We start from the raw sequence: 23183 nt of genomic DNA, 5'->3' as shown, positions 1-23183 counted from the left end.
TTTTTCTTTAACCTTCTTTTCTTCTTAAGACTGTCGGGTAAGTTAATAAAGCTTTGAATTAAGTTATACGCATTAGCTAGTCTTGGATCACAGCTAATGCCTCCCGTTATAACTTGTTCTTGAGTTAAATAGGCTTTGAAATAATGTAGAAGACTTCTTGTATCTGTTTCTGAGGATTTGAACTACTTCATACTTTTGACCATCAAGGCAAATGAAGTGTAGCTTTTTATCAACGCCTTTAAATTCATCAAAGGCTAAGTGTTCAGGTAAATAGTTATAGTTATCAGTAAAACGGTGAGAACAAGAAGCTAAAACGCCTTGAACAGTATTAACAGATAGGTTATTCTCACGAGCAATACTAGTCATAGAACGGTCCTCAGTTAAAGCAGAAAAAACCTTTCTTTTAGCAGAGAGATAGAACAATATTTATTAACAAACTTAGATTGTGCCATTGAACGAGTATTACAATCTCGGCAAAGAACTCTTTGTTTATTTAACCGGATAATCACAGGGCTTATAGCATTAGAAGTATAGGCTGAAGATGCCCATTATGAATCAGATTAAGAAAAGGGCAAGCTGGTTGAACAAGAGTAGCTAAGAAAACTTTATGTTTGATACAATTAATTAATTTAAAGAAATGAGCATTAAAAATGATATTAGGGTGTTGGATATCGAACGAAAATTTAATACATCATTGTAAGAGGACATAGAAAAACTTCAATCTATTAAAATTTGAGTCGTGTTGAATTTTATTGTAAGTAGAGGTGACTATGGCCTCTTTTTTATGCAATAAAAAGCTCGTTAACAGTTTAACTCAAATAAACTATCAATAGGAAAAATTATAGAGCCAATACTATTGAGTTGCTTTTTTTGTGCTCTTTACATGTAAATGATTAATAACTGTTCAAATTACCACAGAGAAATAGCAATTTTTACTGTATTTATATTTGTAAATAAAATTCTCTGGAGGTAATTATGTCATATCATGATGACAAGTTTTATGGTTTCACAAACGATGAAATCTTTGGTAGTATTATGCAAAACAAGAGATTTTGCAAAGCTATTATTCAAGCAGTGCTACCTGATGTGAATGTAGTTTCGGTTGAAAATATTGATGCCCAAAAAGAATTGGGGACTAAAAGTGATAAGCGAAGTAAGCCGGTTCGTTTAGACATTGCAGTTAAAGATCAAGCAGGTAACTTATATGATCTTGAAATGCAAGTTAATAACAATCATGACATTGGTCCACGAATGCGGTATTATCAATCCTCGATGGATCGGGACACGCTAGATCGAGGGGAACCATATACTTCGTTGGCACGAACATATTTGATATTCCTTTGTGCTTTTGATCCCTTTGGTAAAGGAAAGTTGCGGTATAGTTTTCATTTGTACGATGATGAAGACAAGAACATTCAGCTGAAGAACAATGCAGAGAACATTATCATTAATTCAAAAGGGAGAGGCACTAACGATGTCGATTTGTTAAATCTCCAAAAGCTGATGAACGATGATAAAATAGAGGTAGCAGGAGTTTTTAAAGAGATTCAAAACAAAATCCAAGAATACAATGATGATCCAAAAAGGAGAAACCTTATGAGAACAGCAGAACTACGTATGAAGGAAGAAACGGCAGTAGCAGAAAAAAGAGGTCGTGAAGAAGGCCGTGAAGAAGAGCAAAAGAACACGGTGAAAGTATTCAAAGCCTTGCAATCTAATGTAACAGTATCAGAGGGACTGGCTTGGATAAGAGCAAATACCCAAGTTTCACTTTCAGATGAAGAAATAAAAGCAATTTTGAAAGAAAAGTAAACTGCTAAAGGAGAAACCTTATGAGAACAGCAGAACTACGAATGAAGGAAGAAACGGCAGTAGCGGAAAAAAGAGGCCGAGAAGAAGAGCAAAAGAACACGGTGAAAGCTCTAACAGCCACAATCAAAGAAATGCGACCAGAGGTTAATGAGTCAGATTTGTTTAGACAAATCAAGAAGTCTGTTAGTTCAAGGTTTAGCTTAAGTGATGCGAAAATTATGGATATAATCCGACAAAATCTGAAATAAGCTTGTTAAGTAGAAATCTTATAAGAATAACAGAAGTGATAGTAATTAATTTTGCTATATGTTAATGACATTAACGATTTGGTTGGAAAAGCAAAAATATAAACAAAAATTCCTGAGATTTTCTCAGGAATTTTTTAATGACTTAATTCATAAGCTTTCTTGACTGGTGTTGGCATATCTTTTTGAGCAATTTTAGTTTGCAATTCAGCTTCGTCTTTGACTTTTTGTTCAATGAGTTGGTCATAATACCAGCATTTAAAATCAAGCATGGCTTTAGTTGCTTGAAGTTTTTTTATTTCATCTTCAATTTCACTGCGTTGCTTGAGGAATAATTCTTGCCTTAATTTATATGTTGAACTTCCTTCACGGCACCAGTCAAAATATTGCTTGATATCCTTAATTTCTAAGCCAGATTTTTTCATGCAAGCAATTACCCGTAAACATTCTAATTCAGCTTCAGTGAAAATACGTTGATTACCCTTTCTTTGCATGTCTGGAAAAAGGCCTTCTTTATCATAATAACGCAAGGTAGAAATTGGCAAATCAAACATTTTTGCTACTTGACCGATAGAGTACATTAAAAACCTCCAAAAAAATAAGTGCTTTTGCTTGACCTAAAGTTAGGTTTAGGTACTAAGATAGTAACAACAAATCAGAAAAAAAGCAAATAGGAGGCTTACTTATGAAAGCAGCAATTTTTAAAGAAAAAGGCAAGATGGAAGTTGTCGAAAAAGCAATGCCAGAATTAAGTTTTGAAGATAGTGCAATTATTAGAACAGTCAGAGCGAGTGTTTGTGGCAGTGACTTATGGTTCTTTAGAGGAATTGATCAAGAAGAATCTGGTAAGGTTACTGGTCACGAAGCAATTGGAATTGTTGAAAAAGTAGGCCCTGCTGTCAAGAATATTAAACCAGGTGACTTTGTAATTGCGCCATTTGTTCATGGATGTGGACATTGTGCAGCTTGCTTGGCTGGATTTGAAGGAGAATGTCAAAATAATCCAGCACCATTTAACAACCATTTTCAAGCAGAATACTTTGAATACAATAATGCAAATTGGGGATTGGTTAAAATTCCAGGCAAGCCAGAAGATTATACCGATGAAGAACTAGCTAGCTTTCAAACTTTAGCCGATGTAATGCCAACAGGTTTTCATGCTGCGAAAATGGCAAGGGTCAAGAAAGGCGACACCGTAGTTGTTCTTGGTGATGGCGCAGTTGGATTGTGTGCAATTTTAAGTGCTAAGTTTTTAGGTGCTAAGAAAATTATTTCAACTAGTCGTCATGCAGATAGAGAGGCATTAGCTCATGAATTTGGCGCAACAGATAATGTTGCCGTTCGAGGCGATGAAGGCGTTAAGCAAATTCGTGAATTAACTAATGGTGCAGGAGCTGATGCAGTTTTAGAATGTGTTGGTAGTGAATTGTCAATGGATACAGCTGTTAAAGTTGCTCGAGCTGGGGCAATGATTGGTCGAGTTGGAGTGCCACATGATGAAAAATTAGATTCTAATCAATTATTCTTTGGCAATTTAGGAATTCAAGGTGGCCCTGCTTCAGTTACTACTTGGGATAGAAAATACTTGCTTGATGCAGTTTTAAAGCATGAAATTAATCCAGGTCGTGTCTTTACTGCACAATTTAAACTTGATGATATTCAAAAAGCTTATGAAGTTATGGATCAAAGAAAAGCAATTAAATCTCTTTTAGTATTTTAGTTAATTAACAAATAACGACGCTTGGTATATTTACTGAGTGTCGTTATTTTTGCATCAAAAAACACTTGTTCGGGAAAGCCATATCCTGTAAAATCATATATTGGAGCTTAGTTAAGGCGTCTTCTTCTGACTGTTTTATTTTGACAGGTGTAGAAAGTAGGTGATGCAAATGATTCAAATCGTTGCATTAACGAAATCTATTGAGAGGAGGAAGTGTTTTTTTGATAGAATGGCTAACGCTGCTAGTTGCAGCGAGTCAGTTTGCCTTGAATTGGTACATCTTTTATGACCAAAAGAGGACACAAAAAAACAACCGTCTTAGCTCGGCAAAGCTGATGGTTGTTTTTATTGTAATTAAAAAATAAAACAGCCGGAAGTGACGCTTAAGCTCTAGAGGTATCATCGCAAGTGATACCTCTTTTTTTCACTTTCGATAATTCAATTGTAAGGTGTAGAAAATTATAAGTCAATGATTTTATCAAAAACACTTGTTCGGGGAAGCCATATCCTGTAAAATCATATATTGGAGCTTAGTTAAGGCGTCTTCTTCTGACTGTTTTATTTTGACAGGTGGTAGAAAGTAGGTGATGCAAATGATTCAAATCGTTGCATTAACGAAATCTATTGAGAGGAGGAAGTGTTTTTTGGATAGAATGGCTAACGCTGCTGATTGCGGCGTGCCAGTTTGCCTTGAATTGGTACATCTTTTATGACCAAAAGAGGACACAAAAAAACAACCGTCTTAGCTCTGGCAAGCTGATGGTTGTTTTTATTGTAATAAATACTAAAAAATAAAACAGCCGGAAGTGACGCTTAAGCTCTAGAGGCATCATGGCAAGTGGTGCCTCTTTTTTCACTTTCGATATCTTAATTTTAAAATGATGAAGACAATAAGTCAATATCTAATTAAAAACACTTGTTCGGGGAAGCCGTATCCTGTAAAATCATGTAATGGAGCTTAGTTAAGGCGTCTTCTTCTGACTGTTTTATTTTGACAGGTGGTAGAAAGTAGGTGATGCAAATGATTCAAATCGTTGCATTAACGAAATCTATTGAGAGGAGGAAATGTTTTTTTGATAGAATGGCTAACGCTACTAATTGCAGCGTGCCAGTTTGCCTTGAATTGGTACATCTTTTATGACCAAAAGAGGAAACAAAAAAACAACCGTCTTAGCTCGGCAAAGCTGATGGTTGTTTTTATCACAATAAAAAATAAATAAAACAGCCGGAAGTGACGCTTAAGCTCTAGAGGCATCATGGCAAGTGGTGCCTCTTTTTTTCACTTTCGATATCTTAATTTTAAAATGGCAGAAATGATTAGTCAATTAAAACCTAATTTTTTCTCCCAGAAATAAAGCTATGATATAATTTAGCAAATAAAGTTAATTAGATTAGTGTGGGAATAAAAATGAAATTATCAAAAAGAATTCAAACAGTTACTCCATCAGCTACGATGGCTTTATCAAGTCGTGCTAAAGAATTGGCAATGCAAGGTAAAGATGTAATTAATCTTTCAATTGGTGAGCCTGATTTTAATACTCCAAGTTTTATCGGCCAAGCGGCTATTAAGGCAATTAGCGAGAACCTGACAGATTCATATACGCCAGCAGGTGGATTACCAGAACTTAAACAAAAAATTGCTGAAAGAATTAATTCTGAACACAAGACTAAGTTTTCAAGTCAAAATATTGCAGTAACTACTGGAGCTAAGTATGCATTGTATGCCTTGGCCCAAGTTTTACTTAATCCAGGGGATGAAGTTTTGATTCCTTTACCATACTGGGTTTCATATGGTGAACAAGTAAAGTTAGCGGGAGCTAAGCCAATTTTTGTTAAGCCAGAAAAAGGCTTAAAAGTAACTCCAGCTGATTTACAAAAATATACACACAACTCTACTAAGATGTTGATTATTAACTCACCTAATAATCCTTCAGGTCAGGTTTATACTAAAGCTGAATTGATTGCAATTGGAAAATGGGCTGCTGAGCGACAAATAACAATTATTGCTGATGATATTTATGGCAAACTCATTTATAATCAAACCCAATTTACTTCACTTTTTGATTTAGATGAAGAGATTAGAAAAAATGTTGTTTTAGTAGACGGTTTAAGCAAAACGTACGCAATGACTGGTTGGCGAGTAGGTTATGTTGCTGGTGATAGTAATTTAATCACAGCTCTTAATTCTCTTCTTAGTCATTCAACTAGCAACTTATCAGCAGTTAGTCAGTATGCAGCCCTTGCAGCTTTAACCGGTGAGCAAGCCTGCGTAGAAAATATGCGTCAAGAATATGAGAATCGTTTAAATAATTTAGCTCCATTACTAGATGGGGTAGAAGGTTTTAAGCTAATTGAAAAACCACAAGGAGCTTTTTACTTTTTCCCAGATATTAGTGAAGCTTTGAAATTAACTGGTTATAAAACTGCAAATGATTTTGCATTAGCCTTACTTGAAAAAGAAGGAGTAGCTACAGTTCCAGGGGAAGCCTTTGGTTATCCAGAACATCTACGAATTAGTTATGCAGCTGACTTAGATAGAATTAAAGAAGCAATTGAGCGCATGAATAAGTTTGTTAACAAATAAGCAAAAAGTCAACCTTTGAGGTTGGCTTTTATAATTAATAAATCTTTTATTATAAGTAAATCAAATCACTATCTACTATTTTCTTGGATATCCTATTTGTATATATCATTTATAGGGGAGAAAAGTAGATTATGAAAAATAACTTGTTTAGACGAAATACTGCAATGGTGTTAACTAGCTTAGTTTTATCAGCGGGAGTTGTTACAGCGATGCCTAAGCAAGCTTTAGCAGAAAGTAATGAAAGTGCAACAAGTACAGAAAAACAAGGAGCAAGCCTGGTTAATAATAAAGGGGTAGGTGTATATTCCGAAGAGCATGCAGGCTTAAAACATGGTACAGCAATCCAGACAAATCAAAATCCCGAGCTGCAATCAACTAGTTCATCAATCCTTGATTTAGACAAATCACAAGGGAAATTTTATGCACTAGCTAATGTCGAGAATACTACAGATCAAGAACAGCATTTTGTGCAAGCTATTGTCTTACCAAAGTTTTACAAGGGAAGTAATTCAGATATTAATAAAGTTGATGTTGTTTTAGATGCTAATCAAGTGTCAGAGAACGGCTTAAGTTTTGGGCTAAAAAATGAAAAAGTGCAATATGCTATTAAACCTGGCAAATATAGAAATTTAGATAGATTAGCAAGAGAAAATCCTGGCTTTACCTGGGATCAAATAATTGGAATAAAAATTGATGCATATTTAGCTCCAAAGCAGAATTTTTCAGGTAAAATTCCGCTCACTGTAGCTAACTATAATCAGATGCAAGATCAATTGTCAGCTTTAGCAAATAATAATGCTGAAAATAGTATTATTTCTAATATTAATCTTCGTCAATTTTCTGTTGGTCAATCATTTTATTACTATACAAATGGGGAAATTCAGACAACTTATGATGGTCATTTAACTGCTAGAGTTGGTAAAGAAGTGACCAAATTAGAAAAGATAATTTCACAAGCAAATCTAAAAAAAATCGAGCTAAAACTTTAGACATTTCTGCTGATGGAACTAGAGTTTACAGCTCTGTTCCTGCCAATATTCAAAGCTTACTAGCTCCAATTACAGCTGAAGATTTCATTTATTATAATTTTGGTTCCAGTTATCCAGCAAGTGTAGCTTTATATACTGATGGCATTTATGCTATAAAGATTAGACCAATTTTTGAAGCAATAAAAAACGCAGGTTATAGTGTAAATATTAAGCCTAATGGACATGAAATTTGGAAACAATACAAATATTCTGTTGCAAGTGATAGTAATTGGATTATTGATTATAGTGGTAGTGATGTTACGCCTGAAGAAAATCCTTTTTATGTTCAAGTTCAACAAATTTTTGATACCAAGGATATTACTATTCATGTTGGTGAAAATTGGACTAATAAAGATAATTTGCTAAAAGCAGAAGTCGTTACTTATGATCCAGCTACAATGGCTTTAACATCAAAGCATGTTTTGACAGAAGCGGAATATGCGGTTAAAGATAATGTTAACACGAATAAGGCAGGTGTATATTCTGTAAAGTATAGCTATAAAATCAATGATAATGATATAGTAACTAAAACTGCAAAAGTTACTGTACTTGATAAAAAAACGAAAGCAGAAGATTCAAGTTCGTCGTCAAGTAGCAGCTCAGAAAGTGTAAACTCATCGTCAGAAAGCAGTTCATCTAGTTATATAACAGATAAAACTTCTTCTCAATCAGTGTCACAAAAATCTAAATCTACTAAGCGATTGCCGGAAACAGGTACTACAACGGCATTAGCAATAGTAACTGGTACAATTGCAATAATTTGTTCAATTCTTCTCACTAAGAAAAATAAAAAGTAAAAAAATAGAGGATAGCTCGGAGGGAGCTATCCTCTTTATATTTAGGGCCGTATCGTGGGAGTGATACGGGTTGGAGTGTAATCAATTTATTGTAAGAAACTTGAATATGTGTATTAGGGTTCATTCGAGTAGGAAAATTTTATACCTGAAGGGATATAAACCATAAATGAATAAAAATACTTTCTAAATTGATTACACTATTATCATAAATGCTAAAAGGTGACTTCTTTATAAAAACAATGTATATATGCCAATTTTTTTTTTACTTATGAAAAAATGCACAAGCATATTAGTATGTATATAATACAAAATTCGATATAATTATAAATAAATAATTAGGGGATACAATAAGAAAATAAATATTTCAAGAGCAGAGTTTTTAAGATAATTGATGTAAAGAAGGGAGAAAACCAGTGTGGTTTTGACATCATTGTTTGATTATCGCTTAAAAGCGCTCGTTGTCTTAGTAAGAACTAAGTCTTTTACTTTAACGGCTAAGGAATTATTTATTTCTCAGCCGGCAGTTTCACAGCAAATTCATAGTTTAGAGAAAGATTTAGGTTTTAGATTATTTTATCGTTCAGGAAAAAGCATTGAATTAACAGCAAAGGCAAGAGAACTTGTTGCATATGTTCAGCGAATTAATTCTGATAGTTCTCGTGTTTTAGCTGAAATTCAGAAAGATGACAAAAAAAGATTGTCGATTGGGGCTTCTTTATCATTAAGTAGCTTTTTATTACCCAATCTTCTTGCCAAAACAATTAATGACGAGAAAACACCTAAGGTGGATATTGCAAATACGAAACAGCTATTGGAAAAAATAAAGTTAGGAGAATTGGATTTTGCATTAATTGAAGGCAATTTTGATAAATCGGAGTTTGATTTTTTTAAACTTAGTGATTATCCGATGACTTTAGTAACTAATCCACGCACCTATCCTGTTGAACAATGGTCAGATATTTTAAAGCAGCCTTTATTTATTGGGATGGAGGGATGCGGTACTCGTGATATTTTTGAAAAGCTCTTGGCGGCACATAACTTTGCCTTATCAGATTTCAAAAATGTGATTGAAGTTGATAATCCAGTCACAGTTATTGAGATGTTAAAGCAAGGCGAAGGAGTTTCATTTTTGTATCGACAGTTAATTTGTGATGAATTGAAACGGAATGAGTTGTTAGAAATTACTGCAATTCCAGAATTTAACGTCGAGCATTCGATTAATTTAGTTTTTGCAAAGGGAAGTAGTTACAAAGAACGCTATCAACAAATTGCAACTTTAGTAAAGCATCTATAAGAAACAATTATAGTTGAATAATTAACTTAAAAGATTAATCTTAGCTTGGGGATGTATGATAGCACTATAAGTACTTATAAATAGGTTTAGGAGGTGGACATATGTCAGATAAGTTAACAGGTAAGGCCAAGGAAGTTGAAGGTAAGTTAACTGGTGATAAAGCTAGAGAAGCTCAAGGGAAAGCTGAAGGGTTACTTGGTAAAGCCAAAGAAAAAATTAACGATGTAAAAGAAGATGTAAAGGATAAGGCTAAAGAAATCAAGGAAAAACTTGATGATTAAAGTTTAGCTAGTGCTCTGTTTAAAAATATTGACTCAATAACATCAATATAGCGGATTTTATTGGGTTATCTTTTCTTAATAAAAATCCACTTATTAACTAAAGACTTTCTTTAAAAGAAAGTCTTTTATTTTTATCTAAAAGATAGAATAATATAAGCAAAAGACAAAGATGTATAAATATATCTTATTAATAAATTAGCGAAGTGATGATAGAGTATTGTTAAGGTTAATATTTTAGAGACTCTCAGACTGAAATATAACCTTATTGTATTTCCCAAAGTCCACGTTGCATTATAATACCCCTACGTGGCAAAAAATTGGCTCCTATCTATTTGAGTTAGGGGCTTTTTTGTGTTATTTGCTAGTATTTTTATTAAGAGCGTTTTCATTTTAGAACTTTTTCTGTAAAATTAAAGATATATTTTTATTAGTATAAGTGGAGGATTTATGTATGGAAACATTTGAAAAAGTCAAATGGAAGCAGTTTATTTTGCCAGTTGTAATTGGTTTGCTAATCTGGTTTATTGCACCAGTTCGACCTACTGGCATTAGTATTGATGCTTGGCATATGTTGGCAATTTTTATTGCAACAATTGTAGCTTGCATTACTCAACCAATGGCAATTGCGGGTGTAACTTTGATTGGTTTTACGATGACTGTTTGCTTGGGACTAGCGCCAATTGCTGATGTAATGAAAGATGGTAAAGTGATTCAAAAAGGAGCTTTAAGTGCTTTTTCCAATTCTTCAGCTTGGCTGATTGTCATGGCCTTTATGATCTCACGTGGAATTATTAAAACAGGTCTGGGCAGGCGAATAGCTTTGTATTTTATTAAATGGTTTGGCAAAAAGTCATTGGGCTTAGGTTATGCAATTGGAGCGATTGATTTAATTACATCACCTGCAACTCCATCTAATGGAGCACGGGCAGGTGGAATTGTGTATCCATTAATTAACTCTTTAGCTAATACTTTTGATTCACACCCTAATGATGATTCACGTAAAAAAATGGGTGCTTATTTGGTTTTTACTGAGTTTCAAACTAATGTAATAACTTCTTCAATGTTTATGACGGCCTGCGCTCCTAATTTGATTGCAGTTTCCTTAGCAAGTAAGGCTGGAATTAATTTAAACTGGATGGGCTGGCTTGCAGCTAGTGTTGTTCCAGCTGTGATTTGTTTATTAATTGTTCCATATTTAGTTTATAAGCTTTTCCCTCCACAAGTAAAAGAAACTCCAAATGCTAAAGAGTGGGCTAATGAACACTTACAGGAGATGGGGAAGATGACTGCTCCAGAAAAAGTGATGGCCCTTATTTTTGCTGTTACTTTGATTTTATGGATGCTATCAAGTTCGATTAAGCTTGATGCAACGGTAGTAGCCTTTATTTCACTAACTTTGCTACTTTTATTTGGAATATTGAGTCCTAAAGATGTCCTTAAAGAAACTGGGGCTTGGAATCTTTTAATTTGGTTATCAATTTTAGTCTTTATGGCAGGGAAATTGACCCAATTCGGCTTTATTGCCTGGTTATCAAAAGAGATTGAAGTAAGCGTTAAAGGCATGAATTGGCTTTTAGTATTAGTGATTTTAGCTTTGATTTTATTTTACACGCACTACTTGTTTGCAAGTGCAACTGCTCATAATACGGCCATGTACTTGCCACTTCTGATAGTTGCCGTTTCAGCAGGAGCTCCTAAAGTGCTAGCAGCACAATTCTTAGCAATGTTTTCTGCAATAATGGGTTCAACAACACACTATTCAAGTCCTGCTTCATCGGTATTATCTGCTTCTGGTTATGTAACTCAAAAAGAGTGGTGGAACCTAAGCTTCATCTTCGGACTACTCTATATTTTAGTTTATGGCATAATTGGCTTACTTTGGATGAAGTTGATTGGTATGTGGTAAGAGTGGAATGTTTTAAATTGCTGATATGTTTCGTTTATTGGAACGGGATGTATTGGCTTTTTTTGTTTTTCAATACTTTTTGTGGGAATCGTTTATAAAAAGTATTCCCTTTAAGGAAGTTTTGTGAATTACATCTGATGTAGAATCGAATGTACAATTTTTGTAAAGCAAGTGATATTTTTATTAATTATGTGGGATTGGTTGTTGAATTATCTTTAAAATCTAATGAATGCTTTGATGTTTACTTTAAATTTAGTCATTTAAGCTAAAAAATAGGTGTTTTCTGATTTAATTGTAAAAAGTCTGTTTCATGGTTTCCTTATAAGTCTTACGTTATTTGCAAAAAAGTTCAAGTTATATATTAATAGCAAATAATTGATTCATGATATAACTTTTTATGCTGTTGCTCTTTTAATTAGTTCAATTGGAATTACGATTTTTCTTGATATTTGGATATTTTTATTCAAGCACTCAAAAAGTGCATTTACTGCTTGAGAAGAAATTGAAGAAGTATTTTGGCTAATAGTAGTTATAGGCATTGCAGCAGTTTTTGAAATTGAAATATCATCGAAGCCAATAATTGATAATTCTTCAGGAATTTTAATTTTTTTAGAAATGGCAACTTTTAAAATAGCGGCAGCAACTTTATCATTAATCGCAAAAATACCAATCTTTTTTCTTTTTTCAATTAAAGTATCAAGATATTTTCTGATTTCCCGTAAATCAGAAAAAACACAATCAGAAGTTGTGTTCAAAGAAAAAATACGGTTACCTTCAATATTTTCTTTTATAAGAACATCTTTAAAACCAGAAATTCTATCTTCTGTAGTAGATTGCTTAATTGTTTTTGTAATAAACATGTACGGATCGGCATTACTTCTTATTAAATACTTAGTAGCAATTTTACCACCCAAATAATTATCTGAAGAAACAGAAATGCTATTTTCACCTAAATTCGGGGTTCTGTCAATATAAACGATTGGCAATGTTAAGTTTAAATTTCTAATTGTAGTAGCATTAGTAGAAATGATAATAAATCCCGCTACCATGTGATTGCTTAGTTTTTCAATGTAGCGTTTTTCTAATTCTGGATTTCTTTCAGTATTGCAAACTATCGCAAGATAACCTATTGAAAATAATAGTTGTTCACAATCTTTTACAATTTTAGCAAAAAATTCATTTGATATATCTGGAACAATTATTCCAATAAAAGTAGACGCTTGTTTTCTTAAATTCCGTGCTAACGAATTAGGACGATATCCATTTTCCTTTGCAATTTTAAGAACTTTTTCTTTTGTGGCTTCTGAATACCTTCCGTTATTATTAAGTACACGAGAAACGGTAGAAACAGAAACTCCACTTAACTTTGCTATATCACGAATAGATAAGTTGTTTTTCAAATTGATCCCTCTTTTAAAAAAGATTACTTGCTTTTTATTTAATTAAATTATACAATGAAAGCGTATTCAAGGAAAACGTTTTCGCAAATCTTAATCAAAATTTGCTTTTTATTTTTAAAGTTTGCGGTAACGTTTGCTCAAAAAGCTATTTTAAATAGAAAGGTTATATAGTTATGAATATTAAAGATTTAAATGTTGAAATTTTTGCTGATGGTGCTGTTATTGACGACATGGTAAAAGCACAAAAAACGGGAGTAGTTAAGGGTTTTACTACTAATCCATCATTAATGAAAAAAGCTGGTGTAACAGATTATATGAAGTTTGCCCAAGAAGCGTTAAGTAAAGTAAAGGATGCACCAATTTCATTTGAAGTATTTAGTGATGACTTCAAAACAATGGAAAAAGAAGCTGAAAAGATTTCAAATTTAGGATCAAAAGTTTTTGTGAAAATACCAATTACCAATACAAAAGGTGAATCTTCAATTAATTTAATTAAGAAATTAAACGAAAAAGGTATTAAAGTTAATGTAACCGCAATTATGACTTTGAAACAGGTTGAAAGCGTTTTAAGAGTTTTAAATCCAAATGTGGAAAATATCATTTCTGTTTTTGCAGGTAGATTAGCTGATATTGGTATTGATCCTATTCCAGTTATGAGACAATGTGTTGAACTTATTGCTGATTCGCAGAATTCTAGAAAAACCAAATTACTTTGGGCTAGTTGTCGTGAAGTATTTAATATTTTCGAGGCTGATAAATTAGGTGTAGATATTATAACTTGTACGGCTCCTGTTATTAATAAACTAGGACTTATTGGTAAAACTCCAGAAGAAAGATCTTTAGAGACCGTCAAAGGCTTCAATGAAGATGTCAAAGCATTAGGATTCTCAATTCTTTAATGTTAGAAAGCGTGAATAAAAATGTTGGTTTCAGCAATATTAGTCGCAATATTAGCGATAATTTCGCAATGGTGGTTTTTTGCTCCGGCAACTAGATGCATGACATATCCTTTAACTACAGGACTATTAGTCGGTATTGCAATGGGTAATCCAATGTTAGGTATGTTAGCTGGTGCAAATATTCAACTTGTATATTTAGGATGGATTAATACTGGTGGTGTTATGCCAAGTAATACTATGGTTGCTGGTATTTATGGTACGGCATTAACAATTTTATCAGGAGCCAATCCTAAGCTTGCTGTAACGTTTGCTATTCCATTTTCATTGCTAGGATTATTAATGGTACAAATTTACCAAACTATTAATTCTTTCTGGGTTCATAAAGCAGATAAAGCGCTTGAAAATGGAAAGATCGAACAAATTAGATTTTTGAACTATGTTCCCTCATTTATTATTTCCGCAATTGTATATGGTATACCTGCTTTCTTATTAGTTCTATTAGGTAAGAATTGGGCAACAGGAATGGTTAAAATTATACCTCAAAATTTAACTATTGCACTAGAAGTGGTTGGGGGAATTATGCCTGCACTTGGTATTGCAATGTTGCTTAATTATTTGGGTAAACGCTCATTAGTACCATATTTCTTTATTGGCTTCTTCTTAACTGCATATCTTAAACTAGAGATTATGGCTGTTGCGATTTTCTCTGCTTTAATTGCATATTTGATTTTTGAAGCTACTAAGCAAAAGAAAGTCGAAAAAGTACAGAAGAAGACCGTTCGTAGATTGACTCTGAATAATAGGACAGGTGAAAATATTCAATCTGAGTCTAACTCATTAGGAGATAACGGTACTACTGAAATTAGTGCTGCAGATTATAAAGTTAAGCTTACAAAAAGTGATTTAATTAAGACATGGTTATGGGAACAATCTGACGAAGCTACATATAACTATGAAAGATTACAAGCCTTGGGCTTAACAAATATGATGATTCATTCTATTAAAAAGTTGTATCCTAATGATAGACAAAAGCAAGCTCAAGAATTAAAAAAGTATATGGTATTCTTTAACACAGAACCTCATATGATAGGTCCAGTAATTCATGGGATTGCACTTTCAATGGAAGAAGCTCGTGCTAATGGTGCGGCTGTTACCGCAGATGATATAAATGGCGTTCGTACTGGGTTAATGGGCCCCGCAGCAGGTATAGGTGATACAGTACAACAAGGAATTATTTTTCCAATTCTTGCAAGTATTGGTTGTAGCATGGCATTAGAGCATAATTTCTTAGGACCAATATTCTTTACTGTAATATTTGAAATGTTAATTTATTCTATTGGTTACTGGATGTTTATGTATGGTTATAAGAAAGGTAAAAAGTCAGTTCTTTCAATTTTAAAGAGTGGAATTTTAGATAAAGTAACTAATGCCTTTAGTATTGTGGGATTAATGGTAGTAGGGACAATGGCAGCAACCCGCGTTACAATTCAATCACCACTAATTTGGCGTGTAGGTCAAAGTACTATTAAGTTGCAATCAATACTCAATAAGTTAGCACCGGGTATCTTGCCTTTAGCAATTACCTGTCTTGTTTGGTATCTATTGAAAAAGAAAGTTAATGCAACATGGATTATTGTTGGAATCTTTATAGTAGGTATTTTGTTCTCATATCTTGGTATTTTTGGAATTAAGTAATGAATAAGAGGATTTTTTAAATGGATATCTTATTAATAAGTCATGGGCCATTTTGCAATGGTATTAAGAAAAGTTTGGAAATGATTTCTGGAAATATGGAAAATGTTACATCTGAAGAATTTAAACCAGGACAAAATCCATCAGATTTTAGAAATATATTAGCAAAAAGAGTAGAAGATCTTTACAATCCAGAAAAAGGATTAATAGTTATGTGTGACTTAAAAGGTGGAACTCCATATAATACTATTCTTTATTTGGTAAAAGATTATCCAAAATTAAAAATTATTACCGGAATGAATTTACCATTACTTTTGACAATTGCTTCATCAGAAGATATAGATTTACCAACTATCCTCAATAATAAATTGAATATTGGTATTAATTTAATTGATAAAAAAGTTATAGAGAAAGGAAGTCGGAGACATGAAAGACTTAGTCTTAGCAAGAATTGATGATAGATTAATTCATGGTCAAGTTATGACAAAGTGGCTAAAAAGTACACAAGCAGAAAATGTCGTAATAGTTGATGATGACGTATCAAAAGATGATTTTATGATTAATGTTTTTGAATCTGCAGTTCCAGATAATATTGGAATTGGTGTATTTAATAAGCAGGATGCGGTTAAATTTTTTTCAGAACCACTTCCAGGTCCGACTATATTATTGGTAAAGGTACCACAGACAATAAAATATATGATAGACAATGGTATTGATATTCCTGAAGTTGATTTAGGTGGTATGGGAGCTCGGCAAGATAGAAAAACTCTTTATCAGTATATTTCAACTAATGAGGATGAAGATCAAGTATTTTTAGACCTTGTTAAACAAGGTGTAAATGTGTTTGTTCAAATAGTGCCTCAGAATGATAAGTTACCAATTAAGCCATTAATTGATAGAAAGCAGAATAGTTAAATATAGTTATAGAAAAATTGGGAGAGTCAAGCAGGCTTATTGCTTGGCTCTTTTTTTCTAATTTTTTAATAGCTATACATTACAAGAAGGTTTAATCAAAAAGATTAAATATCAGTGTTATTTCTGGGTTCAAAAAATGGACAACATCGGCAAAAGTTAGAGCATCTTTTGAAATGAAAACGTATACAGATATAAGAATCCAGATAGTATACTGAAAATTGAAAGGGGATGTTGATATGAATGAAAGAATCCGATTAATAGTTTCCCTTTTGTTAACTAAACCAGATATTAAGACGATGGAGATGATGCAAGAATTAAATTTAACAAGAAAGCAAGTCAACTATGCTATTAAAATACTTAATTTTCATTTGTATGAGTTAGGGGTTACACCGATCAAAAGAAAAATGGCGGATTTGAATTTTCTGCTGAAATAAAAAAAGTATTATTGAGTAATGATAAAAATAGAAAAGGTATTTCTTCATTTGATAATAATGAAAGACTTTATTTACTTGTTGCATATTTGCTAGCAAATCCGGGATATGTTTCTTTAATAGATTTAACTGAATTTTTACATTACAGTCGTACTACGATTTTAACAGATATTTCAAAAGCTAAAAGCTTCGTAAAGAAATACAATATTGAAATTACTTATGATCGAACAAAAGGATATTCATTAAATGGATCATCAGACCAACAAATGAAGATAGCAAATCATCTCATATTTGAAAATATGGAATTAGTATCAAGAGATGATTTTGAAATGGCAATTAGTAATAACAAATTGATAAAATTCGTTAAAATATTCATTATTCAATTTGAAAAAGAATTTAAAGCCAAGTTTTCAGATTCATATTTTGATTCATTAGTAATTTTAATTGCAATTATTCTTTTAAGAAATTGTGGTAAGAACTTTATAGGTGTAGAAGCTGATTCGTTTGTGGAGCAAACATACGAATATAAATATATAAAGAACTATTTACAAACTCATGGCAAGAATATTCAAATTGGTTGGTTAAAGTGGATTACAATTGAATTTCTTAGTGCCAATGTGTATTTGAAACAAAAAATTCAATTGAATGAGAATGATAGAAAGATAGTAACTTTTGTACATCAAATGGTTGAATCATTCAAATCACAAACATTAGTTGATATTCCTAATCAAATGCAATTTGAACATAGATTGGTAAATCACTTGCGCCCAGCTTGTTTCAGAGTCAAATATGATTTATCAACAATTGCTATTGTTAATATGAATATTGATGAAAATACAAAAATATTAGCTGATATTATTCATCAGCAGATAAAGCCTGTTGAAGAATGGTTAGGGACCCCATTTCCAGAAGCAGAAATAAAATTATTAGCTGTTTATTTTGGAACAAATCTAATTGATAATATTTCTACTTCAACAGATTTACCTCGCTATCATGCTGTAGTCGTTTGTTCCAATGGAATAATTTTGTCACAAATTTTGATGAAAGAATTAAAAAAGTTATTTCCTGAATTGAAAATTATATTGGCGTTATCTGCAAGAGAATTTACAGAAACAAATTTAGATTTTGATGTTGTATTCTCTACAATCCCATTAAGTACAACAAAGAAACAATATATAATTACCCCTAATATGAGTAATCAAAGAAAAGTTGAGTTGAGATATAGAGTGCTAAATGATTTAGGAATCTCCAAATTAGATTCTAAAGTAGATGATGTGATTGATGTCCTGAAAAATTATATTTCTTCTTCAGAAATAACAAAGCTACGAGAAAAAATACGTTTGGCACTAGTTGATACCGATGAAATAGGAGTAAATAAAAGCTTACCTAACTTAATGTATTACATTGATAAAGATGCAATTATTTTAAAAAATGAATTCATAAGTTGGAGTGAAGCAATTGATTTATCAACCAAGCCATTAATGAATAAACATAAGATAACTCAGGGATATGTTGATATTTTGAAGAAAGATACTGATACACCAACAAATTATAGCTTTTTAGGTAAAAGTATGGCTATACCTCATTCAAAGCCTGAAAACGGAGTATATAGTGATGGAATTGGTTTTTTAGTCTCTCGCAAGGGAATATTATTTCCTGGAGGTAGGGTTATACACTTAGTAGTTCCGATAGCAGTTTTAGAAGGAAAGAAGCATTATAAAGCTATAAATCAATTAGCTAAAATTGCTACAAATGAAAAGGTAATAAAGAAATTCTTGAAAGCTGATAGTACTGAAGATGTTTATTCAATCTTGGCTAGTTATGTAGAAAGTGGAGATGACAAAAAGTGAAGGGATTTCCTAAAATTACAATTATTATGAGAGGTTATGGCTTAGAAGAAGCACGATGCATTGTAGAAGCTGCAAAAGATTTTTCTAAAGAAATTGCATTTGAGGTTACGATGAATACAAGCAATGCTCCAGAGATTATTAGAAAACTTAATAAAGAGTTTGGAAAGCAACAAGTTATAGGAGCAGGGACGGTACTATCTTTTGAACAAGAAATAGAAGCTATTGATGCAGGTGCTCAATTTATTTTAAGTGCATGTCCATTTACAAAGGAAATGGTTGAATATGCTAAGGCAAGAGGTGTGTTAACGGTTCCAGGTGTTTTCACCCCTGATGAAGCATTAAAGATGAAGAAATTGGGTGTTGATATTATTAAAATCTTCCCTGCATCCATTGTTGGCCCTAGTTATTTTAGTGCAATACAAGAACCATTAGATAAGCTGTCTTTAATGGCAGTAGGTGGAATTTCTGCTTCAAATTGTCATGAATATTTAACGCATGGTGCTTCGTACGTGGGTATAGGTTCTAAAGCTTTTGATCCAAAAAATATTAAACAACAAAATTATAAAAAAATTAGAGAAGATATTAGAAATCTAGTTGATTCAATTTGAGAGGTGGTAATAGTGGGAGAAAAATTAAAAATTGAGGATATCGTAATTAATCGAAATCTTGAAGCCAATTTTAAAGAAGAAGTCATTTCGAAAATGGCAAAGAGACTCCAAGAAAAAGGGTATGTAACATCTGATTATGAACAGGCTTTGCTTAAAAGAGAAAAAGAATTTCCTACAGGATTACCTTCATCTCAGCCTATTGTTGCTATTCCACATGCTAACTCAGATTTGGTAAATAAAACAACTATAGAGGTAGCAACACTAAAAACACCTGTGATTTTCTATAACATGGGATCTATTAATGAAAAATTAGAAGTTCAGATTGTAATTATGCTGGCAATATCAGAGCCACATGGTCAGATTGAAATGTTGCAAAAAATTGTTGGAATTGTTCAGAATCAAGAATTACGTGAAAGAATGCTCTTGAGTAAAAGTAATCAAGAGTTAAAAAATTTGATTGTACAAGCATTAGCATAGGAGGAAAAGTTATGGCTAAACGTATTTTAGTAGCTTGTGGTAACGGTATTGCTACTTCAACTGTAGTTGCTACAAAGATAAGAAATTATTTAACAGAAAATGGAATTGATGCAGAAACAACTCAAACCAAATTAATGGAAGTCCCTGGGAAAGTATCAAATTATGATTTATTGGTCACAACTGGTCAATTTGGGGGAGATGCACATGGTGTTCCATATGTTCCGGGGATGCCTTTACTTACTGGAATTGATGAAGAAAAAACACTGGAAAGAATTAAAGAAATACTCTCTTAACAGGAGGAATAAATTATGTGGAGTCAAATTGGACAAGGCTTTATGAATGGCTTCCAATTTTTTATAAATTGTGGAGCAACGGTTATGTTACCAGTAATCATAACCATTGTTGGTTTGATTTTTGGACTTAAAATCACCCAAGCTTTTAAGAGCGGATTAACTCTAGGTATTGGATTTGCAGGAATTAAGTTAGTCTTAGATTTTATGACAACAAATGTTGGTCCAGCAGCGAAAGCTATGGTAGAACGAACACATGTACATTTAAATGCATTAGATGTAGGATGGGGATCAATTGCTGCTGTGACCTGGGCTTCACCAATTATTGCTATATTAATTTTTGTGATTCTATTAATTAATATTGTTTTATTAGTATTGAAGCTTACGCATACTTTAGATGTTGACATTTGGAATTATCACCATATGGCAATTGTAGGTATAATGGTATATTTTGTAACTCATAACGTCTTTTTAGGAGTTGGAGCAACTGCTGTTACCGCTATTTTTACATTTAAGTTATCAGATTGGTCTCAGCCAATTGTTGAAAAATTTTTTGGTATGCCAGGAGTTTCTTTACCAACTATTTCAGCTCTATCTTCATTGGTAATTGCTGTACCAATGAATTGGCTTTTAGATAAAATCCCATTTTTTAAAAACTCTAAATTTACTATTAAAGACGCACAAAAATATCTTGGATTTTTTGGTGATTCAATGATTATGGGATTAATTATCGGATTAGCTATTGGTGGATTAGCTGGGTATGATTTGCAAAAAGTATTACAACTTGGTGTAAGCATGTCTGCAGTTTTAGTATTAATTCCTAAGATGACTGCAATGTTCATGGAAGGATTAATGCCTATATCTTCTGCAGCTCAGAAATGGTCACAAAATAAATTTAAAGGTAGAAAGTTATTTATTGGATTAGATGCTGCAGTTGTTGTTGGTAATCCTGATGTAATTACAACCGCTTTGATTATTATTCCGTTAACTATAGCAATGGCAATTTTTTTACTTGGTAATCGAGTCTTACCCTTTGCTGATCTTGCTGTTGTACCATTTAGAGTTGCTTTGGTTGTTGTATTAACTAATGGTAATTTACTTAAGAATATTGTTATTGGTTTGGTTGTAACTGCATCATTATTGTGGTGTGGTTCAGCTACTGCTCCAGTTTTAACTGCAATTGCAAAATCAGTTGGTATTAAATTAACTACCGGGGGAAGTATGCTGATTTCATCGTTTGCTGCAACATCAATGATTCAAAGCTTTATTGTATACTTTGCATTTACTTATCATCCAGAAATTTGTGTACCAATTTTGTTATTAATTATTGCTGGTATATGGTATTACTACGACAAAATTAAGAAAATTAATGTAAGTATAGATGAAAATAAAAATTAGTAAGGAAGAAAAGTAATGAAGATTTCAAATATTACTGTTTATAAAGTAAAGCCACGTTGGATTTTTATAAAAATAGATACTGATGAAGGTATTTCAGGTTGGGGTGAAATGGTTTCAGGAACAAAGACTGAAACTGTAGTAGCCGGTGCGAAAGAGATGGGAAATAGAATTTTAGGCAAAAATCCTTTTGATATCGAAAGGATATGGCAAAGACTTCATAGATCATTCTTTAGAGGTGGCCCAATTAACGGGACCATCATTTCAGGAATTGAAATGGCTTTGTGGGATATTAAAGGTAAAGCATTAAATGTACCTGTCTATGAGTTATTAGGTGGTGCTGCTAGAGACAGAATCAAAGTATATTCATGGATTGGTGGAGACAGACCTTCAGATGTTGTAGAAATGGCGCAACAACGTTGGGATAAAGGTTTTAGAGCTGTTAAAATGAATGCAACATCAGAAATGCACTACATTGATACTTTAGATAAAGTTGATGCAGCAGTGGAGCGAGTTGCTTCAATTCGTGAAAAATTTGGTGATAAGATGTCAATTGGGATTGATTTCCACGGAAGAGTTCATAAACCAATGGCTAAAGTTTTAGCTAAGGCTTTAGAACCATATCGCCCAATGTTTATTGAAGAACCAGTTTTACCTGAAAATGAAGAATATTATGAACAGATTGCCAATGAAGTTTCTGTACCTATTGCAACCGGAGAACGTGTTTATACTCGTTGGGGTTTTAAAAACATCTTTAAACAAGGCGCTGTAGATATTATTCAACCTGATATTTCTTTATGTGGTGGTTTGTTAGAAGAAAGAAAAATTGCTGCAATGGCGGAAGCTTATGATATGGCTATAGCTCCACATGCACCATATGGTCCTGTTGCTTTAGCGGCTACATTCCAGGTAGATGCATGTACTCCAAATATGTTCATTCAGGAACAAAGTTTGGGAATCCATTATAATCAAGGCTTTGATTTGCTAGACTTTGTTAAGAATAAGAAAATTTTCCAATATAAAGATAGTTTTGTTGATATTCCTAAAGGCCCAGGACTTGGAATTGAAATGGACGAAGATAAGATTAAGGATGTTGCTCAACAGGGATTAGTATGGACAAATCCAGCATGGGAAAACTATGATGGAACAATTGCTGAATGGTAATTTTAATGAATATATAGCTATATTAATATTTGCTTTTATACTTATATTTAGCTATACACTTAATAGTCTGAAAATAAAATTGAGAGAAAAAATAAATTTCTTTCATATTTATGTAGTTTTGATGATTGTAATTATTATAATCTGGAAATTGTGGCCGGATGTATGGTTACAAAAAATTGAAACTATCACTATAATTGTTTTATTAGTCTTTTTTAGTATTATGCCCGAAGGACTTAGCGATAAAGCGATAATAAAGGTAGGGGTTTTTGATGGAAGTTTTACAAAATTTAAAGAATTAGCAATTGAAAATATATCTAGCAAAAAATGTACAAAGATCATATTTTATTTAAGAACGAATGCTTCTATTAGTATGATTAGAGACCGTAAAATAGTTT

Annotated in this window: 23 protein-coding genes and 1 pseudogene; 21 read left to right on the top strand and 3 right to left on the bottom strand. The window is 32.6% G+C overall.

The window, feature by feature from the left end:
• Positions 1–105: 105 nt before the first annotated feature.
• Positions 106–688: pseudogene (locus ACNDLV_RS07675) on the bottom strand (ISL3 family transposase); the annotation flags it as partial.
• 287 nt (positions 689–975) lie between these two features.
• Between ACNDLV_RS07675 and ACNDLV_RS07670 the strand changes: the two are divergent.
• Together ACNDLV_RS07670 and ACNDLV_RS07665 are read left to right on the top strand one after the other, a co-directional pair.
• Positions 976–1812, top strand: a complete 837-nt coding sequence (locus tag ACNDLV_RS07670; protein WP_006587250.1) for an Rpn family recombination-promoting nuclease/putative transposase — start codon at positions 976–978, stop codon at positions 1810–1812.
• Positions 1813–1832: 20 nt separating this feature from the next.
• Positions 1833–2060 (top strand): hypothetical protein, encoded by a 228-nt coding sequence (locus tag ACNDLV_RS07665; RefSeq protein ID WP_006587251.1) that lies wholly within the window; start codon positions 1833–1835, stop codon positions 2058–2060.
• Between the two features lie 134 nt (positions 2061–2194).
• Here ACNDLV_RS07665 and ACNDLV_RS07660 read toward each other — a convergent pair whose 3' ends face one another.
• Entirely contained in the window at positions 2195–2638 is a 444-nt protein-coding gene (locus ACNDLV_RS07660; protein WP_006587252.1) for a MerR family transcriptional regulator, read from the bottom strand.
• 104 nt (positions 2639–2742) lie between these two features.
• On the opposite strand from ACNDLV_RS07660, the gene ACNDLV_RS07655 reads away from it, so the two are divergent.
• The 7 genes from ACNDLV_RS07655 to ACNDLV_RS07625 all read left to right on the top strand — a co-directional run bounded on the left by ACNDLV_RS07655 (position 2743) and on the right by ACNDLV_RS07625 (position 11667).
• Positions 2743–3777: a zinc-binding dehydrogenase gene (locus tag ACNDLV_RS07655; RefSeq protein ID WP_006587253.1), complete on the top strand. Its 1035-nt coding sequence runs from the start codon at positions 2743–2745 to the stop codon at positions 3775–3777.
• A gap of 1408 nt (positions 3778–5185) precedes the next feature.
• Positions 5186–6361, top strand: a complete 1176-nt coding sequence (locus ACNDLV_RS07650; RefSeq protein WP_022091135.1) for a pyridoxal phosphate-dependent aminotransferase — start codon at positions 5186–5188, stop codon at positions 6359–6361.
• 131 nt (positions 6362–6492) lie between these two features.
• Positions 6493–7350, top strand: a complete 858-nt coding sequence (locus ACNDLV_RS07645; RefSeq protein ID WP_225306011.1) for a hypothetical protein — start codon at positions 6493–6495, stop codon at positions 7348–7350.
• A 398-nt stretch (positions 7351–7748) separates the two neighbouring features.
• Entirely contained in the window at positions 7749–8186 is a 438-nt protein-coding gene (locus ACNDLV_RS07640) for a bacterial Ig-like domain-containing protein (RefSeq protein WP_048588245.1), read from the top strand.
• A gap of 415 nt (positions 8187–8601) precedes the next feature.
• Positions 8602–9480, top strand: a complete 879-nt coding sequence (locus ACNDLV_RS07635) for a LysR substrate-binding domain-containing protein (RefSeq protein WP_006587258.1) — start codon at positions 8602–8604, stop codon at positions 9478–9480.
• 101 nt (positions 9481–9581) lie between these two features.
• Complete coding sequence (locus ACNDLV_RS07630) at positions 9582–9761, top strand: CsbD family protein (RefSeq protein WP_006586671.1); 180 nt, start codon at positions 9582–9584, stop codon at positions 9759–9761.
• A gap of 451 nt (positions 9762–10212) precedes the next feature.
• Positions 10213–11667 carry a DASS family sodium-coupled anion symporter gene (locus ACNDLV_RS07625; RefSeq protein WP_006587259.1) on the top strand — a complete coding sequence of 485 codons (1455 nt, stop codon included), beginning with the start codon at positions 10213–10215 and terminating at the stop codon, positions 11665–11667.
• Between the two features lie 395 nt (positions 11668–12062).
• On the opposite strand, the gene ACNDLV_RS07620 is transcribed toward ACNDLV_RS07625, so the two are convergent.
• Entirely contained in the window at positions 12063–13067 is a 1005-nt protein-coding gene (locus tag ACNDLV_RS07620; RefSeq protein WP_006587260.1) for a LacI family DNA-binding transcriptional regulator, read from the bottom strand.
• A gap of 173 nt (positions 13068–13240) precedes the next feature.
• On the opposite strand from ACNDLV_RS07620, the gene ACNDLV_RS07615 reads away from it, so the two are divergent.
• The 12 genes from ACNDLV_RS07615 to ACNDLV_RS07560 all read left to right on the top strand — a co-directional run.
• Entirely contained in the window at positions 13241–13966 is a 726-nt protein-coding gene (locus tag ACNDLV_RS07615) for a transaldolase (protein WP_006587261.1), read from the top strand.
• A gap of 21 nt (positions 13967–13987) precedes the next feature.
• A complete protein-coding gene (locus tag ACNDLV_RS07610) occupies positions 13988–15661 on the top strand; it encodes a PTS system mannose/fructose/sorbose family transporter subunit IID (RefSeq protein ID WP_006587262.1) in 1674 nt (557 codons plus the stop codon).
• Between the two features lie 20 nt (positions 15662–15681).
• The gene (locus ACNDLV_RS07605; RefSeq protein WP_006587263.1) at positions 15682–16113 is read left to right on the top strand and encodes a PTS sugar transporter subunit IIA; all 432 of its coding nucleotides are present in this window, start codon (positions 15682–15684) and stop codon (positions 16111–16113) included.
• Complete coding sequence (locus tag ACNDLV_RS07600; protein WP_022091136.1) at positions 16085–16573, top strand: PTS sugar transporter subunit IIB; 489 nt, start codon at positions 16085–16087, stop codon at positions 16571–16573. Before ACNDLV_RS07605 ends, ACNDLV_RS07600 begins: the two co-directional genes overlap by 29 nt.
• A 236-nt stretch (positions 16574–16809) precedes the next feature.
• Entirely contained in the window at positions 16810–17007 is a 198-nt protein-coding gene (locus tag ACNDLV_RS07595; protein WP_034530231.1) for a hypothetical protein, read from the top strand.
• 11 nt (positions 17008–17018) lie between these two features.
• Positions 17019–18854, top strand: coding sequence for a BglG family transcription antiterminator (locus ACNDLV_RS07590; protein WP_034530236.1), 1836 nt, complete (start codon positions 17019–17021; stop codon positions 18852–18854).
• On the top strand, positions 18851–19462 hold the full coding sequence (locus tag ACNDLV_RS07585) for a bifunctional 4-hydroxy-2-oxoglutarate aldolase/2-dehydro-3-deoxy-phosphogluconate aldolase (RefSeq protein ID WP_006587266.1): 612 nt from the start codon (positions 18851–18853) through the stop codon (positions 19460–19462). The genes ACNDLV_RS07590 and ACNDLV_RS07585 overlap by 4 nt, the downstream gene beginning before the upstream one ends.
• Before the next feature lie 12 nt (positions 19463–19474).
• A complete protein-coding gene (locus ACNDLV_RS07580) occupies positions 19475–19939 on the top strand; it encodes a PTS sugar transporter subunit IIA (protein ID WP_006587267.1) in 465 nt (154 codons plus the stop codon).
• 11 nt (positions 19940–19950) lie between these two features.
• A complete protein-coding gene (locus tag ACNDLV_RS07575; protein ID WP_006587268.1) occupies positions 19951–20232 on the top strand; it encodes a PTS sugar transporter subunit IIB in 282 nt (93 codons plus the stop codon).
• A 15-nt stretch (positions 20233–20247) separates the two neighbouring features.
• Positions 20248–21627: a PTS galactitol transporter subunit IIC gene (locus ACNDLV_RS07570; RefSeq protein ID WP_006587269.1), complete on the top strand. Its 1380-nt coding sequence runs from the start codon at positions 20248–20250 to the stop codon at positions 21625–21627.
• 15 nt (positions 21628–21642) lie between these two features.
• Complete coding sequence (gene dgoD, locus ACNDLV_RS07565) at positions 21643–22788, top strand: galactonate dehydratase (protein WP_006587270.1); 1146 nt, start codon at positions 21643–21645, stop codon at positions 22786–22788.
• Positions 22766–23183 (top strand): hypothetical protein (locus ACNDLV_RS07560; protein ID WP_498883055.1); only part of this gene is annotated, 418 nt, incomplete at its 3' end. The genes dgoD and ACNDLV_RS07560, both read left to right, overlap by 23 nt.

The sequence above is a fragment of the Lactobacillus fornicalis genome (assembly GCF_055362665.1).
The sequence above is the reverse complement of the archived record's forward strand: the minus strand, read 5'-3'. Positions and strand labels throughout refer to the sequence as shown.

Excerpts from the sequence above, each read along its gene's own strand:
- ACNDLV_RS07610 (WP_006587262.1), top strand. The coding sequence starts at position 13,988 with ATGTTGGTTTCAGCAATATTAGTCGCAATATTAGCGATAATTTCGCAA.
- ACNDLV_RS07615 (WP_006587261.1), top strand. The coding sequence starts at position 13,241 with ATGAATATTAAAGATTTAAATGTTGAAATTTTTGCTGATGGTGCTGTT.
- ACNDLV_RS07670 (WP_006587250.1), top strand. The coding sequence starts at position 976 with ATGTCATATCATGATGACAAGTTTTATGGTTTCACAAACGATGAAATC.
- ACNDLV_RS07645 (WP_225306011.1), top strand. The coding sequence starts at position 6,493 with ATGAAAAATAACTTGTTTAGACGAAATACTGCAATGGTGTTAACTAGC.
- ACNDLV_RS07595 (WP_034530231.1), top strand. The coding sequence starts at position 16,810 with ATGAATGAAAGAATCCGATTAATAGTTTCCCTTTTGTTAACTAAACCA.
- dgoD (WP_006587270.1), top strand. The coding sequence starts at position 21,643 with ATGAAGATTTCAAATATTACTGTTTATAAAGTAAAGCCACGTTGGATT.
- ACNDLV_RS07570 (WP_006587269.1), top strand. The coding sequence starts at position 20,248 with ATGTGGAGTCAAATTGGACAAGGCTTTATGAATGGCTTCCAATTTTTT.
- ACNDLV_RS07660 (WP_006587252.1), bottom strand. The coding sequence starts at position 2,638 with ATGTACTCTATCGGTCAAGTAGCAAAAATGTTTGATTTGCCAATTTCT.
- ACNDLV_RS07625 (WP_006587259.1), top strand. The coding sequence starts at position 10,213 with ATGGAAACATTTGAAAAAGTCAAATGGAAGCAGTTTATTTTGCCAGTT.
- ACNDLV_RS07655 (WP_006587253.1), top strand. The coding sequence starts at position 2,743 with ATGAAAGCAGCAATTTTTAAAGAAAAAGGCAAGATGGAAGTTGTCGAA.
- ACNDLV_RS07630 (WP_006586671.1), top strand. The coding sequence starts at position 9,582 with ATGTCAGATAAGTTAACAGGTAAGGCCAAGGAAGTTGAAGGTAAGTTA.
- ACNDLV_RS07650 (WP_022091135.1), top strand. The coding sequence starts at position 5,186 with ATGAAATTATCAAAAAGAATTCAAACAGTTACTCCATCAGCTACGATG.
- ACNDLV_RS07575 (WP_006587268.1), top strand. The coding sequence starts at position 19,951 with ATGGCTAAACGTATTTTAGTAGCTTGTGGTAACGGTATTGCTACTTCA.
- ACNDLV_RS07605 (WP_006587263.1), top strand. The coding sequence starts at position 15,682 with ATGGATATCTTATTAATAAGTCATGGGCCATTTTGCAATGGTATTAAG.
- ACNDLV_RS07665 (WP_006587251.1), top strand. The coding sequence starts at position 1,833 with ATGAGAACAGCAGAACTACGAATGAAGGAAGAAACGGCAGTAGCGGAA.
- ACNDLV_RS07600 (WP_022091136.1), top strand. The coding sequence starts at position 16,085 with ATGAAAGACTTAGTCTTAGCAAGAATTGATGATAGATTAATTCATGGT.